A 15,735-nucleotide genomic window follows, 5' to 3' on the forward strand; every position below is an offset into this window, starting at 1 on the left:
ATTAACTTTTACATCTGATCTTCTGGGTACTGGCCTGCACTAACAATAAAGCCACCCACTTCACGTTGACCATAAAGCACTGGTACTGGATTACCTTGAGCTACTGTTGTTACTGCTCCGCCAAAGCCCTTATTCGCTTTGTTTCCATCCTGATTTTGATCTTGAGAGTTATCGATTTTAGGCATTAGCATCATTGCGATGCCGCCTACCATCATCCCAACACCTGCTGCAATTACAGATGGTGCAAATGCTTGGGTGCCCGGGATATAAAGCATTACAACCCCAACAACAACCATCACAGCACCAAGGATAGTTTGTAGAGCACCATTACCACCTGCCCCTACAACTCTAGGAACTATGTGAATAACTTCAGCTTGGGTGTTCATATCAAGCTGTTCTTCACCGATGTTATCCCCAGTGATTAATCTCTTAGTTTCATGGTCGTAAATTGATGCTCTTTTCTTTCCGCGCTTATTGCTTGAATTTTTACTTTTAAGAAAAACAGCAAACTGTAACCCTTGCTCATGTGCCCGCAACATAAACTTTTCAAAGCCGTTAATTTGAACCGACAAGGCTCTCATCGCCTCTCTAGTATTTGCAACGTCAAGTTTAAATTCACGACCGAACTTTTGCCCAAGCACGCCATATAATTTAATGGTCTTTAACATCTCGATGCCTCAAAATTTTTACAGTGCGTTCAAGCCATTGTTGACCATATATTTCCCGAACAGATTTGCGGTTATATGGATGATGAAGAATTAGACTTGAACCTATGCATTGCTCAGTTTGTTCCGATTTAAGCTGCCCATTATCCCCAAGCCAGACTACCGCATGATTAGGATGCTCTGTACGCCCAACACGACAAACAAGCATATCGCCATACTGCGGCGTATCTACTTCATAGAATCCCGCTTTTTCATAATTCTCAAGGTAAAGTGATGGATGGTCCTTATCTTCCCACCATGCATCTTTACGCTCGAAATCCATAAGTTCTACGCCCAATTCACGACTATAAAAATCACGAATCAGTGCATAGCAATCTTGCCAACCGTGAAAATAATTACGACCCACTAAAGGGGCGCGATAACCACATGGTTCATATATGGCGTAATCAAGAATAGGATAAGAACAAATAACCCATGGCTTTTGATGTAATTCAATTTGAATTAAATCCAGTTCCGATGCTCTTGTTGTGCCATCTGGATGTGAATGGACATAAGCTAAGATTTCCCCCTGATCTTCAGCCATGGCTAAATCTTCAGGATGGATTTCAAACTGATCTGTCTTATCAGAAATATTGCGGCAAGGAATGTAATCTTTGCCCACTATTACTCCGCAGCATTCCTGTGGATAGCATTCATCAGCATGGGCCATGATTGCTTTTTTAATTTTCGCTGCAAGTTTCATGAAATTTTCCTCAAGTTAGAAAGTTTTTCTGGCCACTGACCACATCCAGTAGTGACTACAGCCCAATCTCCGTCTATTTCTAGAATTTGTACTTGCATCCCATTACCTGAAACTGCTCGACCTACCACCCAAAATTCAACCACTTCACCTACTGAAAAGTTACACATAAAAACAACTCACATAAGACTTGAAGCAGGGAACCCACCGAACGGTAAGGACTTGTTCTCTCCAAAACGCAAACGGCAAGAACTTAAACGGCCACCACATCTATCCAATGATGGGTCATCTGTTGGTTCATCCTTATCAGTAAACATTGCTGCGCCCGTGTAACCACATTCCTCCCCACGATACTTCCCGACCATACACCAGTGACATAATGAGGTAATTTGGCGAACAGGAATTTTCAACCCTTCGAAATCAATAGGATTTGAAAGTTCGAATGTTACTTGTTGGGCATTTTCAGAAGTTTTTTGCTCGATATACCAGATTTGTTCTTTAGATTCATTAGACGCAGTTGGATTTCCATCTGGAAAATTTTCAGCATCAAGATATTTAGAAAGTGTAGTAATAACTTTAATTTTAGCGCCTACAAAATCCTTACATTGAAGGCAGTAAGCAGAAATAGCACCTTGTATTCCATTAATATTATTAGCAATTGTTAGTGTCGGCGCAGATGCTTTACCATCCGATCTCATTTCCAAGCCCGAAACCTCAAGACTAATAGCCTCATATGCTTGACCTTGCCAGATAATATTTTCCGCATGTTGGTGACCATGGAACCTTAGTATGCCAACTCCATAGGAGCTGGCATCTAACTCAAACAAGCGAATTAATCCATCCAGTTCAAGTTTTTGAAAGTCACTCTGTAAAGTCATAAGAGCACCTTAAGCCTGAGCTGTGGCTTCAGCAACTGGAGTGTAATCAATACTGATTTTTTTGGCGGCTAAGTCATATTTTAAAATCAGTGAATTCACATTAACGCCGTAGAGATAGCTACAATTTAAAACTGTCTGCATTGTCCATTTTGTAATGTCTGCATCGAGTAATGTCATATTTCCATTCACTCCACCACCGGGTGCTACAGCAATATTTACTGAATTAGAAGACTTATCGTAATTGATCGTTAATGTCTCAATTTTCCCCGCAGTTAGATCATTTCCAAAACTACGTGCATCTGCTAGTTGCGTACGTAATTCACCAATTAAATATGATTCTGCTAGGTCTAAAGTTTTAACAGTCATGATTCTGCTCCTTTAAGCAAAAAAAATGCTCCTTAAAAGGAGCAATAGAAAAAGGGAATTATTCAGGGGTAAAAACTTGTTTAAAAGTAGTCGAAATTCGCCAGTAACCTGCCCCAAGGCAAACTGGCTGATATTCTCCAGTTTTAACCTTTACTTCTCCGTCAAGAGGCGAATCCCATAGGAAAGCTTTAGCACCCTTATGTAGATCAAAGAATGCCTTAATTTCCAGAATTTCAGCTTCTTCCGCTGTGCGTTGATACGACCATTCACCAGCACGATTATTTATACCTACGCTTGTGCTTTGTTCGTAACCATCTCCAAAAGCTGTGGTTAAAACATTAAATTTATTTGTCTGCGAGTTACCTTCTAAATCTTGTGCCCAAGTAAATTTTAGTAAGCTCATAGTATTTCCATAAGTTGAATACATCAAAAAATGTAAACATTATTGTTGACAGTGTAAACAATAATGTTTACAATAGCACTATGTTAAACAGATAGAGGAAAAAGTGAAACGTAAAGATTTGATGAAGTTCCTAAGTCAACTAGGGGCTGAGTTTAAAGAAGGAGGTAAACATACCAAGGTTTACTTAAACGATAAACAAAGCACAATCCCCAGACACACGGAAATCGACGACTTCTTGGTAAAGGGAATAAAAAAACAATTAGGAATCGAGAGTTAGCTCTCGGTTCTTTCATCAAATCTGTATTCACTTGGAGTTTATTATGCAATATCCAGCTACTTTTACTTTAAACCCAAAAACGGGTTGCTACTTTGTTGAGTTTAGAGATATACCCGAAGCATTAACACAAGGCTACTCTATAGAAGAAGCAACTGAAGAAGCAAAAGACGCACTTATAACGGCGATGGATTTCTATTTTGAAAATAATAGACATATACCTATGCCTAGCCCTATACAAGAGGGTGATCATGTAATTGATCTCCCTCTAAGTATTTGGTCAAAAATTCTTTTGCTAAATACGATGCTTGAACAGAATGTTAATCAATCTGAACTCGCACGACGTTTACATATTCAACGACAAGCCGTTCAACGACTTGTCGACTTAAGCTATACAACTAAGATTGATGCAGTTATAGATGCCCTTAAAGTTTTGGGTAAACATCCTGTTCTATCTATAGCTTAATCATTAAATGAAAAACCGACCCCAATTTATTGGGGTCGGTTTTTTGTAAACTAGTCAAAAATAAAATTCGACCATTCTATTAAAACTATACGTCAATTTTCAGTTAAATGAAAACTCTCCATATCATATTTAACTTCTAATGGCTTTATAAAGTACTCCGCCCTGTCTCAGTTCTTTTAACATTACTTGTCTAATAGCATTACCCAAAGCATCCCCAAGAGCCTTAGCTTGCCCAGCTGAATCAACATTACTTGAGCCGTCAGGGTTTACTGTAACAGTGACTGTTACTGGAGCGCTAATTACATCTCCTCCTTGTGGCAACTCTGCCAAAGTAGCAACCATTACCTGATTGGTGTTTGATTTAGGCAATTCACCTGTCTGGTTCATATAATTTAGATTATCCAAACCAATTTTTTTAGCAGAAGATTCTTTGATCATGAACTCTTCGTTCGATGCCCAAATAGGAATACTGTCGCTAGTCCCTGTCCCTGGTCCTCTAATTTGCCCACCTGTTGCAAATCCTTTGGGTGCTATCGCCGAAACAGCTTGAGTTAATGCACCTGTCTGTGCAACTGCCATCGCTACGGCAGGAATGTTATAAGGGAAAGCAGCTGAGGCCCATGCTTTACTAATTGCTTCCTTACTTGATAGCAATGTACTAGCAATAGCAAAGCCCTTTTGCATAGCGAATAACACCTTGTATGTTCTGGATTGTTCACCTCCAAATGCTTTCGCAATACCAGACATATCACCCATTAAAGAAGAATAACCAGATAGAGTTTGTGCATTTAAACCATCTTGTAACTCTCTAGATTTAGAAGCATATTCCGTGTCCAAATATAATTTGGCATCTAAATATGCTTTATATGCATCTTGCAACATCTGGTACTTTTCTGTATCTGACAATCCTTCATTGTCCTTAATAGAGGTTTTTACATCCTGATAATCTCCATTTAAAGATGCCTGTTTTGAGTCCAATTCATTATTTAAATTCCATTGGGCCAGCTCATCGGGTTTTAATGTTGCTCTTGCCCATGATTCAGCTGCACTTTGATTCAATTTATTAATTTTATCTTTTATATTTTGAACCGCTTGTTGTGTAGCTTTAACTTTCTCATCCTGAGTTTTAATATAATTTTCTAAATCTTTCTCATATGCTTTTTTCTGAAGTGCGAGTAATCGATCTCGTTCAGTTGGGTCATTCGCAAATTTCTCATTAATTAATTTTACAGCTTCAGCATTATCAGCGGCCATTCTCTCTAAATCTGAATAATATTTTTCCTGTATTGACTTTCGATCTTTTGCCGCCGCTTCCTCAGTAGCTTTTCTAGCCGCCTCAAAATCCTGAATATCTTTTAAAATTTCAGTTGGATCATCATGTATAAAACCTGAGTCTTTGCCAGTTTTCCCATTTAAGCCAACTAACCATTTATTTACTAGATCAGGAAATTGCTTTACTTCCTGCACCCGAGCAGGGTTCCCTTTTACAGTCCCAGTCTCTTTAAAACGTTGTGCCCCAGCCACACCAGCATTGTGAGAACGGATAGCAGCTTCCCAAGTTCCTAATTCTTGATAGGCTTTTGCTAAATTTTTAGCGACGACTTCTGCGATAACAGGTAGATTTTTTGAATCAGCTACACTTATTTTATTATCTTTTCTATAATCTGCTGTCGTTTGATAATACCCAATTGCACCTGTAGGGCTCCGTGCATTTTTGTCACCTTTGGACTCTTGGGCCATCAGAGCCGCCAATAAATTTTTTGGAAGCCCATATTTTTCTTCTAATTTGTCCAACCCATTTTGAGATGCTAGTGCAGATACTTTTTTGAGCATATCAATTTCTAAGGATGAATATTTGTAATTTTTCTCTGCATAATCAGCTTGTTTTTTTGCCTCTGCCGTAGCTGCTTGTTCTGATTTAGTCTTTTTATCTTGCAAATCGTTTATCTCTTTATTAACAGCATAAAGACGTCTTGCGTTAGCTAAATCATTTAAAGCTGCTGGAGTCTGCATCTGCTGGCTATCATAATTATGTCTTTTCGCCCACGCCTCAAAGACAGCCAGTTCATCTTCATCATATTTATTACCAAATTTTTGTCTTATTTTTAGCTTATATGCACTTTCCATATAATCAGTATTAAATGTCTTCATATATTCTGCATACGCAGCTTGAGCTCTTTTTGATGCTGCCTCAGCTTCTAATAATTTTTTATTAAATTCAGATTGTTTATCAGTCGCCTTATCGGTAGTTTCTAATAAGGCATTGACTACCTTTTTCTGAGCGACATATTCATTACTTAATCTAATTGAAGTTGCTGCCTGTTCATCAATCTTTGCTTTTGATTCTTCAGACACGCCTGTTAAGTTATTTATTGCAGATGAAAATTGACCTGCCGATAAATCACCTTTTTTAAATGCCATCGCCAATTCACTTGCTTTTTTTGAGGCCTCCGAAGTTGAACCGTCAAAACGCCCGATATTAATGGCTAAGCTAATTAAAGTGCTATTTGCTTTGTTATATTCTTCTGTAATTTCTTCTAAAGATTTTTTTTCTGCACGGACTTGTCTACGCTGAGATGCAATATCCAATTCCTGATATTTTTTTATGACTTCTGAGACAGAAGTACCATGTTTGTTAAGGGATTCTGTAGCCTCATCACTTTTATTCTTCATAAAGAAAAAAGCTGCACCAGCAGCGAGACCTTGAATAGCTAGTAGCCCCAACCCTGCTGGACCGCCTAGAAATGCCATTGCACCTCTTAAAACACCCATAGCACTCGCAGTCTGCAAAGTTACCCCTGCCATTCTAGCAAGTGTCATCTGATAGCGGATGCCTTCAATCATACCAAGGGTAAATTCTTTAGTTAAAATCGCCCCTTGAACTGCCAGTTTTACACCTAAAGCTGTTGCTAATGCAGTAGCAGCAGCCGAGATGTTATCCATATTGGATGCAACCATATTAAAAATTGGAACAATTCCATTAATTAAGGTTGCTTCAACACCTTGCCATTGCTGGTTCATAATCCATAGATTTTCTTTTGCCTCTGATAATTTTTTTATCATTGCATCATCCATGATTGATCCTGCACGTTGCGCAGCATCTCCATATTTTTTAAATCCAGCTCCCCCATTTTCTAACAAAGGAATAAGCATAGAAGAGTCAGAAATAATAGCTTCCATGTAGAATTTCATATCATTCTGACTAACATTTGCTTTTACTAAGGAATTATAATAAAGCTGTAAGGCTTCTGGACCTGATAGTTTTTGAAATTGAGAAATTGTCACACCTACTTTGGGCGCAATATTTTTAAAGAAGTCAGCTAAAGGCCCACCTGCCGTTTGTTGATACTCCCCAATACGGTCTTGCATGTCTTTCATCTGGTCCGCAAATTTATCTATACTAATTCCGGCTGTTTCTGCACCTTTTGCATAATATTGAAAAACTGTGGTGCTTGCGTTTGCAAGTTGGGCTAATTTTTTAATTTCATTTCCAGCGTCAATAGCTTTTGTTACGAATGCTGTCACTCCTGCAACAGATGCTCCTGCCAAAACTGCGCCAAAAGCTTTTGCCGCAATACTTGCCACATTAAAGCTAGAAGCGATACTCTCACCTGAAGATTTGGCTTTACGTTCAGCCTGATTTAATGGCTCAATAAAATTACCTATTCGAGTCACTAAATCTAAGGTTAGGCTTCCTAGATTGTTCGTAGCCATACTTTTCTCCAAGCAAAAAAAAACCTCGCATTTGCGAGGTTTTCAATATTCAAAATTTGTTAATTCAATTGACTCTCAAATCGAGCTAGACCGTCAAAGGCTAATGTTTTTTTGCCTTCATCAATTAGATTCGTTTCAAGATAATTTCCACCAGAAATACTAACTTTAAGCCAAACCTTTTTAGCATTTAAAATTTTAGTAAGGGTTTGTTTGTCAATTTTAAATCGTTGATACGATTCTTTATAATTACCAGTTAGTGTTGAGTCATGTGCAAAGTTGATTCGATCGGCTTTTACTATTTCCCCATCAATATTAATCAATAGGTTGCTCATCGCAGCAAAATAGTTTAGCGTACTTAATTCTAAAACTACTTCTTCTGGATTGCTGTTTTTCCAATTTGCTCCAAGCATCAAACAAGCGCCACCAAATTTGGCACATGAGGAAGTCCCATATGATCTCATTGTTATTTCTGTAGTCCCATCAAAACCACTCTTTTCGATTGTGATTCCTTTAGGTGCTGCCCAAGATAAACATGGAATTAATAAAGTTAAAAAAAGAATTTTTCTCATATACCCACCAATATTAATTTTCAACAATTTAACAAAGGGGGTAATAAAAAACCACCCCTATGGATGGTTTAATATTAAGGCTTATTCTTTATTTTGAGCAATCGCTCTTGCTCAAAGGTTAATGGCGCTGGTTTATCAAAATGTGGTAGATAATCATATATTTGTAAACCTTTAACACCTTTTGAAGATGCAAACATTAACTTTAATTCCGCCATAACCTCTTCAACACGTAGCCCTATATTCAAGCTTCCGCGTTTTCTTCGGTAGGCGTCCCACTTTTGGATTTCTTTGTACGAGAAGGTCGTTTCAACTTCTTCGATTGACCTACCTGTAACGATTGCGATTTCGATGATGAGCTCTTCTCTGTCGTCGATTTCAATGTCTGCTTTCCCAAGACATTAATTTCAACAATCTTACTCCAAATAATATCAACTAATGCCTGACTGAAGTGTAAGCGGACTTCATCCTCTGTAAATGTTGGTGTTCCATCTTTGTCGGTAATACAACTTGCTAAAATACCTGCAAGAGCTTCTTTATTTTCGCCGTAAGCTTTCATATTAGCCACAGCTGATTGATAGTTAAATGGCTTAATATAGGTTGAAAATTCAGACTCCTCACCATTTACTAAAACTTGAACTGTTACTTTCTCTGGTTTTCCAATCAAAATACCTTTTTTAATTTGTTCAGGACTTAACTGTTTCATATTCAATATTCCAAAGAAAAGCCCCTATAAAGGGGCTTATGAGGGGTTAAATTTTTAAGCAGATTTCAATGTGTCAAATGCTGGTGTCTGCCGTTTCATAGGGATCGTGTGATTAACTAATGAATCTTTATCAAAAATCGGTGGACCTTTCCGTAATTGTGCTTGGAACTGGGTCCATGAACGTCCTTGTGGCACAGTTACAATATCGCCATTCAATGTGGGGGCAGCTGTACCATCAGACCAACCTACAAAAACTTCAACTTTGGCTTTGTTCTGAGCCAAATTTAAAATAAGGACATGGGTTTCATTTTCAGGGTCTGTATTAATTTTCAAACTGCCTTCACCCGGTTTAACTAAACCATATTCAGATGTGGAGGATTCTCGTTCCTCCATACAAGTGGTCTCGATTTCTGTAACGCTGTCATCACCAACTGACAATTCGGTAATACATTCAATTTTGGTTAAAACAGCAGGAGACCCGTGTTTTACCCATGTTTCTGTGCCTTGTGTTAATACGCCCATGAGTGGACTCCTCTTTTCTTACGGCGAAAAAAACCCCGCGAATGCGGGGTTCAAAAACGAAAAACCTCGCAAATGCGAGGTCCTACTTCTAATTAATATTTAAATATGGATTGAGGTTTCTAACTTCACCTTAAGTCTTGCGCTTAACAAACCAATTCGCGTCAAACCCACGAGAAAATAATTTTGTTTGTGTCTCTTTTCCGTTAATCATGGAATTCAAAATATAACTATGATCTCCAAGAACTGAACGAATTGCCGCTCGAATAGCTGTAGCTCTTATTACATCTGTGTCGTACACAATCACTTGGTACATCACATGATCAAGCTTAGCTTGTGAATCTAAGTGATTTTCTGAAGATGCGGTTATGATTTGCCACACTGCATATGGAGGTTCAATGCCGGATGGTGCAACATCCTCATAAACTTTCAAATCCTCCCCTAAAAGGGCTTTAATTTTTGAATTTGCATTTAAAATTCTAAAAATAGGAATATCACTCATAAATTTGCCAACTCTAAATTTAAAGCTTCACTAAAACTTTCTGAAAATTTTGTAGTTACCTTCTCAAGGTTATTTGCTAAAGCTGGTCTCATGAATGGAATAGCTGGTTGATGAGAACTACCAAATTCTACCCAACGCCAGTGCCGAGTATCACCGCCACTCGTTTCAGGTGGATTTGGATCTGAAAATGATGCACCGCCTCTTACACCGACACGCATTTTTATTGTTCTAGAATTACGTGTTTTTCCTGCCTGAGTTGAAATATTCTTCCAAATTTTTTCACTTGTTTTTTTATTATCGACTCTTTTTGCATTCTCTCGTGCAGCATTTCTAACAATATTCATAGCCTTTCTGGCTGCTTGACGAGTAATTTTCTTTACCTTTTTTTCATCAGCCAATTGTCTTAGCTTATTTTCGAGATCAGGCAGGCCTTCTATCTTTACTTCAACAGACATACAACCTCCGAATTAATCAGGGAATCGTTCAATTCCACCCGTTAACATGAATGTGCAATATTCGTTGCCTTTTCCAGCATCATCCAATGCTGGACTGTCTATCGCATAAATAATCCCCTTATGAATTACTCGCATCGTAGTATCAATATCTGTTCTATATCGGAACTTTATTCTGGCTACTATTTCGCTGTTATTTGCTTGAGCAGCGATTAAATCTTTGCCTGAAACATGTGTTACTTTCGACCAAAGAGTTTTATAGTCAACCCACTGACCCGGCAAAAAATTACCATCCTCATTCCGTCCATTCTGTTGATGTCGTTGTATAACAACTCTATGTCTCAGTTCTCCTGCTTTCACTTTAGACCCCTAAATTTATTCTGAACGGAAATAAAGTATTTTCTGCAGAAACTGGCAATTCGGCTGTCGCCTCACGCGTCTCGTAAAGAAAGCCAAAAGTTAATAAAACACCTGCTCGAATCACTGGATTAATCACAACACCATTAATACGCATAGATGCTTCAGTACGTGACTCATATAGAATTTGCTTAGCCTGATTCATATAGAATTCGCGTTCTTCTTGATCATTTGCATTCCGTGCATTTTCTTCAAATTGATTAGCTTTAGTTTTGGCTTCGTTCAAAATATTGGCTACTTCTTCTAAACCAGCATTTTTATCTGCTTCATTAGCATAGAAGTAGCGCCCCATGAATCGTGCTGCCATTAGTTCAGCAGATTCTAATTTACTCAAAATTTCTGAATCATCATCGTCATCAATTTTTTGGTGAGATTTAGCTTCGCTAATAGTCAGCACAGACATGTTTTATTCCTTTGCAGCAGCAGAACGAGTACGTTTTGATTTTGCTTTTACTTCTTCTTCACCAGCTTCTTGTGCAAGTGTTTCTTCTGAAGTTTGTTCTTCACCAGAGGTATCACTTGCAGGTGTCTCTTCTTTATTTATGGTGACCGACGTGTCACCATTTGGTGACTCATCTTTTTCAATAATTTTTACAAGATTTAGACGCGACAATTCTTCGGCCTTAGTTGGTGAAACCTCAATAACTTCACCAGTTACACGAACTTGTCGATCATGCATAAATGTTTTCAAGAGCTTTACTTTTACTTTTGACATGTTTTTTATCCTTATAAAAAAAGGGCTAGTACTACCTAGCCCTTTTGTTATGATTTACGTAAATTAAACTGCTTTACGAATCGATCCAGTAACGAACGATTCTGGACGATAAACTGCAAGTGCTAAACGCTCTTCGGCTCGAATTGAAACCATATTGTTTTCAAAGTCTTTATCATTTTCAGTAGATAAAAGAACTTCAATATCCATACGATCAAAGATTTGAGCGGCAAGGCTGAATGCACCTGTCAAAAATTGACCAGATACCATCGCTTGCGTTTCAACAGTAGGCAAGTTCCAAAGAGTATTGGCATTACCATTTACAGGATTACCAATAATGTAGCGACCTTCATTATCTTTGGTTAACTGAATATCAGCCCAATCAATGGGATTAAGAACAATACCGGTTGATGGGAATTCAGCTAGTACCGCCTGTAGTAAAGCGTAACGAATACGATCAATTGGAGTTGCGTTCGTAATTTTGATCAAATCTTCATTGAAGGTTGAAGCCTGTGGAACGATACCCAGTAAGTTTTGTCCAGTTCCATTACCGAACAATAATTGTTGTTCTTCCACCAACTGCAAGCCATAACGAGCACGAGCATCAATGTATGATTGCAATGCTGGTGCATCTTCTAAAATCTGGCGCGAAGCTTTAAATAAATGCGCAATTGTCCGTACATTCGCTGTTTTATTTTCAAACGTGATTTCAGAGTATGGTTTTGGGTTGGTCTCTGCTACTGGTGCAGCATTATTTGTAAACCCAGTTTCCACCGTATATTCAATACTATTGCTACTTGTTTGGCCCGGTGCCAACAAATCACGAATAGTCATACGGCGCATTTGAGGTAAAACAATCCCTTGATTGTCTGGGGTTACATTAGGGCCCGTCGCCGTTGTAATTGCTTGACGTGGCATTTTCACACGCATAGATGTACGTGATGTTTTATCCATTGATTGATAAGCATCAGAATCAATAACTTGCTGCCCAACTGACTTAGTTGGCTCATCACCGCCGCCACCCGCAGGACGATCAAGCTTTTGCTCCAACTCTTTAATCGTAGCGCTCAAATCATTGTACTTGGATAAAGCTTCATCGGCCTTTTGTTTAGCTTCAGTATTAGCTTCACCAAACTGCTTAACTTGCTTTTCATAATTTTCTGCATGCTGCTTTAATTGATCAGTTACCTGTTTCAAGTCAGCTTGAACTTGTTGATACTCTTTTTCGATAGTTTTGTCTGTCATGGGAGGATGTCCTTTAATGCGTTTGAAAGTTTTGAAGCCGAACCGTCGGCAAACGTATGACTTGAACCAGCGTCGTGCGTGGTTTGTGGAGTAGCGTCAGGCGTACTCTTAGGTGCGACAGCGTTGTGCGTGCCGGCTTTAATGGCTTGAAAAAGCTTTCGGCGCTCATTGCGCGGAATGTGTTGTTTTGCGAGGATTTGATCTACTTTGCGGATTGCTGCTTGTGTAGGTTCTTCTTCTGTTTCAATGACTTGGTCTGCTGGCAAATAATCGTCAGCAAAGCCCTTCTCAATAGCTTGAGAACCTGAAAGCCAAGATTCAGCATCAAGTAGTTTCGTGATTTCTTTTTTGTCTAAACCTGTTCGGGCTTGGTAAATATCGGTGGCTGATTCATCAAAAACGGCAAGGTAATCAGCGGCATCACGCATATCGTGTTGATTGCCAACCACCCATGACCAACAGTTGTGAATCATGATGAAGCCCGCGCGGGCAATTTGAATTTCATCACCTGCCATGGCAATTACTGAAGCTGCACTTGCAGCAACCCCAAGTACACGTACAGTGACATTGCCCTTGTGACTTCTGAGAAGGTTGTAAATTGCTAAACCTTCAAATACATCCCCACCAGGAGAGTTAATGTTGACAATTACATCTTCTTCATCACCGATGTAACGCAAAGCTGCTGAAATACGTTGCGCTGTAACCCCTGACCCATCCCAATAGTCGTAGCCAATTTGCTCATAAATTGAGATAGTGTTTTCAGTCTCGGTAGAAGCCTTAATATTTGGTTGATACTTACTCAGCACAGTTTCAGGCAAATCAAACCGAACATTTGGTTTGTTCAGGGCCTTCGGTGCCATCGGCATATTGCTTTTACTCATTTGATTTACCTTTCTGCAGGCGAAAAAAAAGCGACCCGAAGGTCGCTTGCTTAAGTTGTTTATTATTTTTTAGGCTTGATTTAAGCCCTCAACACCACGTTGTTGTCGATCACGTGTACGCTGTTCAAAAAGTGCTAGTGCATTTTCCATGTAAGTTATCGCTCGCTTATTTTCTTCACATGGAAAGTTATTGTTCAAAATTTTAGTCCGATGAATCAAAATGGCTAAAAGCGCTTCACTAGTTATACCATTCACCCCATGTTCCTTAACTGGACCATGTTGAAATTGAATTGGTGTAACTAACTCACCAGACAAAATATCGTAATAATGACCATGACTTAATTCATGACGTTTTTCTGAATTCTCAACTTGAATCTGCTCATTGTGCGTTACTACAACGCCATTATGATCTTCATGAATGTCTGTGCCAAAAACTATACTTTCTGACGCATGGCCTTGAGTTTCGTGTTCAGAATTGTTCATATTTTTAACCTTTACTTAGAAAATTACTTATCTTTACCAGCATCATTAATCGGTACATTTTGAGACTGAATTGTAAGCTCATCTGCGATACCGCCGCGTTTCGGTAAATTCTCTTTTTCACGGACTTCATCTCGAGTGTAGATACCGTTATTGACCATTTTGGAATAAAACTCTGCTCGAGTATTGCTATCTGCCCGAAGCAAGCCTTCAATAGAAAATTCAACGTAATATTTAAGTCTTTCTGCCGGTGTAAGTAATGACTTGTTCATAGATTGTTCAATAAGAACTAACCATGGGCGTAATGTGAATGTCAGAAAACCTTGCATTTCCTGTTCCATACCACTTCCCCATTTAGTCTGCCCTTTACTGCTATATCCAATTAAATAGCCGGGTACACGGAACCAACGGCAAATCGACTCAATGTTAAAATTTCTTGACTCAAGCAATTGAGCGTCCGCAGGATTTATGCCGATCGCTTTAGTTGTAACACCTTGTTCTAATACTGGCGATTTACCGGCATTTAAAGCACCAGATACTTCTTTTACATAATTTTTGAATACTTTTCTTTGTTCATCATTCATCGTACGATCCACTTCAAAAGCGACCGTAGGTAATAGACCATTTTTAAACGTACTATTTGCAGCATCATCTGCTGACATAGCAGCGCCAAACACATTTGCCCCGTACTGAATAGGTGACAAACCAATTCGTCCGTCTAATGAGAACGCAGGAGTATGTAAAATTTCGGATTGATCAATGATAAATAACTTACCTTTTCTATCTGTATACGAATAAATAAGGTCATCACGATCATTAAATTTTAATTGCATCCGACCAGGCATAAGGAAATTCAAACTTGTAATTTCATTTTTTGAATTTCTCTTAATTTGCGAGTATCCATTTCCACGCAACAATAAAGATGCCGCATAACATTGCGTGTAATTAACCGATGTCATATGAATATTTGGCTGATTACGCAAAATTGGATACAAAGGATGATTAATTGCGGGCTTTCTACTTCCATCTGGTTGCCGTTCATAAACAACAAGTGGAAGTGTTGAGATGGTTTCTGAGATTAATCGAACACATGCCCATACGGCGTCAAGTTTTAATGCGGTTTCAACACTGACACTTTTCCCACTTGATGAAGAAAACCCAAGTAAAGAAGTCCAAAAATTTACGTCAGTTAATCCACCACTTTGCTGTCTCGAATTATTCTGCGGTGCTACAACTGCACTATTAAGAGTCTGTAATAGCGTTTTCATTTACACCATTCCTTTTCTTAAAAATGCCGCTGCACCAAATAAAACTACACTTGCTGCTAATAGTGAGAATGCCAACCCAACCAACAAATACACACCAGAAACTAAGCAAACAGCAGCGCAAAGCAGCAAGATTAAATAAACAACGACTGGTAAACTCATTTTCTTTACCCATAAAAAAAGCCCCTTTTAAGGGGCTTCATGACTTAGGAATTTTGATTAATTCATTCTGTGGTTAAGAAAATGTCTAATTTTTCTTAGGGAACCACTCAAATTCTGTTAAAAGTTCTTCACAACGAACCACTTCTCTTCCACAGAAAGTCATTGCTTGGTCCCGTGTTAGAGGTTGACCCAAACCATACTTTCCACCACTCTTAGTGAGTAAAAGTTCATTATATAGCTCAGGTTTTACATGTAATAACTCAGGTGGTTTTCCAACATTACGGAGGTATTGAAAGAAACTATCGTGAATACTTTTTAACATA

The 15,735-nt window shown here is 38.6% G+C and carries 24 protein-coding genes; 2 read left to right on the forward strand and 22 right to left on the reverse strand.

Annotation, left to right across the window (positions count from 1 at the left end; translation table 11 throughout):
• Window positions 1-8: 8 nt before the first annotated feature.
• The 6 genes from EGT34_RS05130 to EGT34_RS05150 are packed head-to-tail and all read right to left on the reverse strand — an operon-like array spanning window position 9 to window position 3,051.
• Window positions 9-668 carry a tail assembly protein gene (locus EGT34_RS05130; RefSeq protein WP_000920735.1) on the reverse strand — a complete coding sequence of 220 codons (660 nt, stop codon included), beginning with the start codon at window positions 666-668 and terminating at the stop codon, window positions 9-11.
• Entirely contained in the window at window positions 652-1,407 is a 756-nt protein-coding gene (locus EGT34_RS05135; protein WP_000761333.1) for a C40 family peptidase, read from the reverse strand. Before EGT34_RS05135 ends, EGT34_RS05130 begins: the two co-directional genes overlap by 17 nt.
• The gene (locus EGT34_RS20970) at window positions 1,404-1,574 is read right to left on the reverse strand and encodes a hypothetical protein (protein WP_153565408.1); all 171 of its coding nucleotides are present in this window, start codon (window positions 1,572-1,574) and stop codon (window positions 1,404-1,406) included. Before EGT34_RS20970 ends, EGT34_RS05135 begins: the two co-directional genes overlap by 4 nt.
• A 9-nt stretch (window positions 1,575-1,583) precedes the next feature.
• Window positions 1,584-2,282: a phage minor tail protein L gene (locus tag EGT34_RS05140; protein ID WP_000175074.1), complete on the reverse strand. Its 699-nt coding sequence runs from the start codon at window positions 2,280-2,282 to the stop codon at window positions 1,584-1,586.
• Between the two features lie 9 nt (window positions 2,283-2,291).
• On the reverse strand, window positions 2,292-2,648 hold the full coding sequence (locus EGT34_RS05145) for a hypothetical protein (protein ID WP_000216836.1): 357 nt from the start codon (window positions 2,646-2,648) through the stop codon (window positions 2,292-2,294).
• Window positions 2,649-2,706: 58 nt separating this feature from the next.
• On the reverse strand, window positions 2,707-3,051 hold the full coding sequence (locus EGT34_RS05150) for a phage tail protein (RefSeq protein ID WP_000054769.1): 345 nt from the start codon (window positions 3,049-3,051) through the stop codon (window positions 2,707-2,709).
• Between the two features lie 121 nt (window positions 3,052-3,172).
• Between EGT34_RS05150 and EGT34_RS05155 the strand changes: the two genes are divergently transcribed.
• Both EGT34_RS05155 and EGT34_RS05160 read left to right on the forward strand, forming a co-directional pair.
• Complete coding sequence (locus EGT34_RS05155; RefSeq protein WP_002023329.1) at window positions 3,173-3,328, forward strand: type II toxin-antitoxin system HicA family toxin; 156 nt, start codon at window positions 3,173-3,175, stop codon at window positions 3,326-3,328.
• A 43-nt stretch (window positions 3,329-3,371) separates the two neighbouring features.
• Complete coding sequence (locus tag EGT34_RS05160; protein WP_001199908.1) at window positions 3,372-3,791, forward strand: type II toxin-antitoxin system HicB family antitoxin; 420 nt, start codon at window positions 3,372-3,374, stop codon at window positions 3,789-3,791.
• Window positions 3,792-3,920: 129 nt separating this feature from the next.
• Here EGT34_RS05160 and EGT34_RS05165 read toward each other — a convergent pair whose 3' ends face one another.
• From EGT34_RS05165 to EGT34_RS05230, 16 genes are all read right to left on the reverse strand, one after another.
• On the reverse strand, window positions 3,921-7,505 hold the full coding sequence (locus EGT34_RS05165; RefSeq protein ID WP_000224728.1) for a transglycosylase SLT domain-containing protein: 3,585 nt from the start codon (window positions 7,503-7,505) through the stop codon (window positions 3,921-3,923).
• Window positions 7,506-7,564: 59 nt separating this feature from the next.
• Entirely contained in the window at window positions 7,565-8,074 is a 510-nt protein-coding gene (locus EGT34_RS05170) for a hypothetical protein (protein WP_001226538.1), read from the reverse strand.
• A 74-nt stretch (window positions 8,075-8,148) separates the two neighbouring features.
• Window positions 8,149-8,289, reverse strand: a complete 141-nt coding sequence (locus EGT34_RS20975) for a hypothetical protein (protein ID WP_002023327.1) — start codon at window positions 8,287-8,289, stop codon at window positions 8,149-8,151.
• Between the two features lie 26 nt (window positions 8,290-8,315).
• A complete protein-coding gene (locus EGT34_RS05175; protein WP_000811700.1) occupies window positions 8,316-8,777 on the reverse strand; it encodes a phage tail assembly chaperone family protein, TAC in 462 nt (153 codons plus the stop codon).
• A 54-nt stretch (window positions 8,778-8,831) separates the two neighbouring features.
• On the reverse strand, window positions 8,832-9,299 hold the full coding sequence (locus EGT34_RS05180) for a phage tail tube protein (RefSeq protein WP_000538632.1): 468 nt from the start codon (window positions 9,297-9,299) through the stop codon (window positions 8,832-8,834).
• A 130-nt stretch (window positions 9,300-9,429) separates the two neighbouring features.
• Window positions 9,430-9,798 carry a tail completion protein gp17 gene (gene gp17 / locus EGT34_RS05185; protein WP_001280225.1) on the reverse strand — a complete coding sequence of 123 codons (369 nt, stop codon included), beginning with the start codon at window positions 9,796-9,798 and terminating at the stop codon, window positions 9,430-9,432.
• Complete coding sequence (locus EGT34_RS05190) at window positions 9,795-10,253, reverse strand: HK97-gp10 family putative phage morphogenesis protein (RefSeq protein WP_000110203.1); 459 nt, start codon at window positions 10,251-10,253, stop codon at window positions 9,795-9,797. Before EGT34_RS05190 ends, gp17 begins: the two co-directional genes overlap by 4 nt.
• Window positions 10,254-10,265: 12 nt before the next feature.
• Complete coding sequence (locus tag EGT34_RS05195) at window positions 10,266-10,610, reverse strand: phage head closure protein (protein ID WP_031974912.1); 345 nt, start codon at window positions 10,608-10,610, stop codon at window positions 10,266-10,268.
• Between the two features lies 1 nt (window position 10,611).
• Window positions 10,612-11,070: a head-tail connector protein gene (locus EGT34_RS05200; RefSeq protein WP_000115106.1), complete on the reverse strand. Its 459-nt coding sequence runs from the start codon at window positions 11,068-11,070 to the stop codon at window positions 10,612-10,614.
• Between the two features lie 3 nt (window positions 11,071-11,073).
• Window positions 11,074-11,382: a hypothetical protein gene (locus tag EGT34_RS05205; RefSeq protein ID WP_000048864.1), complete on the reverse strand. Its 309-nt coding sequence runs from the start codon at window positions 11,380-11,382 to the stop codon at window positions 11,074-11,076.
• Window positions 11,383-11,445: 63 nt separating this feature from the next.
• Window positions 11,446-12,624 carry a phage major capsid protein gene (locus EGT34_RS05210; RefSeq protein WP_000130408.1) on the reverse strand — a complete coding sequence of 393 codons (1,179 nt, stop codon included), beginning with the start codon at window positions 12,622-12,624 and terminating at the stop codon, window positions 11,446-11,448.
• Window positions 12,621-13,505 (reverse strand): head maturation protease, ClpP-related, encoded by an 885-nt coding sequence (locus EGT34_RS05215; protein WP_002127558.1) that lies wholly within the window; start codon window positions 13,503-13,505, stop codon window positions 12,621-12,623. Before EGT34_RS05215 ends, EGT34_RS05210 begins: the two co-directional genes overlap by 4 nt.
• Before the next feature lie 69 nt (window positions 13,506-13,574).
• Window positions 13,575-13,988, reverse strand: a complete 414-nt coding sequence (locus EGT34_RS05220) for a hypothetical protein (RefSeq protein WP_001065557.1) — start codon at window positions 13,986-13,988, stop codon at window positions 13,575-13,577.
• A 23-nt stretch (window positions 13,989-14,011) separates the two neighbouring features.
• On the reverse strand, window positions 14,012-15,253 hold the full coding sequence (locus tag EGT34_RS05225; RefSeq protein WP_000854567.1) for a phage portal protein: 1,242 nt from the start codon (window positions 15,251-15,253) through the stop codon (window positions 14,012-14,014).
• On the reverse strand, window positions 15,254-15,412 hold the full coding sequence (locus EGT34_RS20980; protein WP_000056903.1) for a hypothetical protein: 159 nt from the start codon (window positions 15,410-15,412) through the stop codon (window positions 15,254-15,256).
• Between the two features lie 85 nt (window positions 15,413-15,497).
• The gene (locus EGT34_RS05230) at window positions 15,498-15,734 is read right to left on the reverse strand and encodes a hypothetical protein (protein ID WP_000920223.1); all 237 of its coding nucleotides are present in this window, start codon (window positions 15,732-15,734) and stop codon (window positions 15,498-15,500) included.
• Window position 15,735 lies beyond the last annotated feature (1 nt).

The organism is Acinetobacter sp. FDAARGOS_558 (assembly GCF_003937785.1).
Taxonomy (GTDB): Bacteria; Pseudomonadota; Gammaproteobacteria; order Pseudomonadales; family Moraxellaceae; genus Acinetobacter; species Acinetobacter baumannii.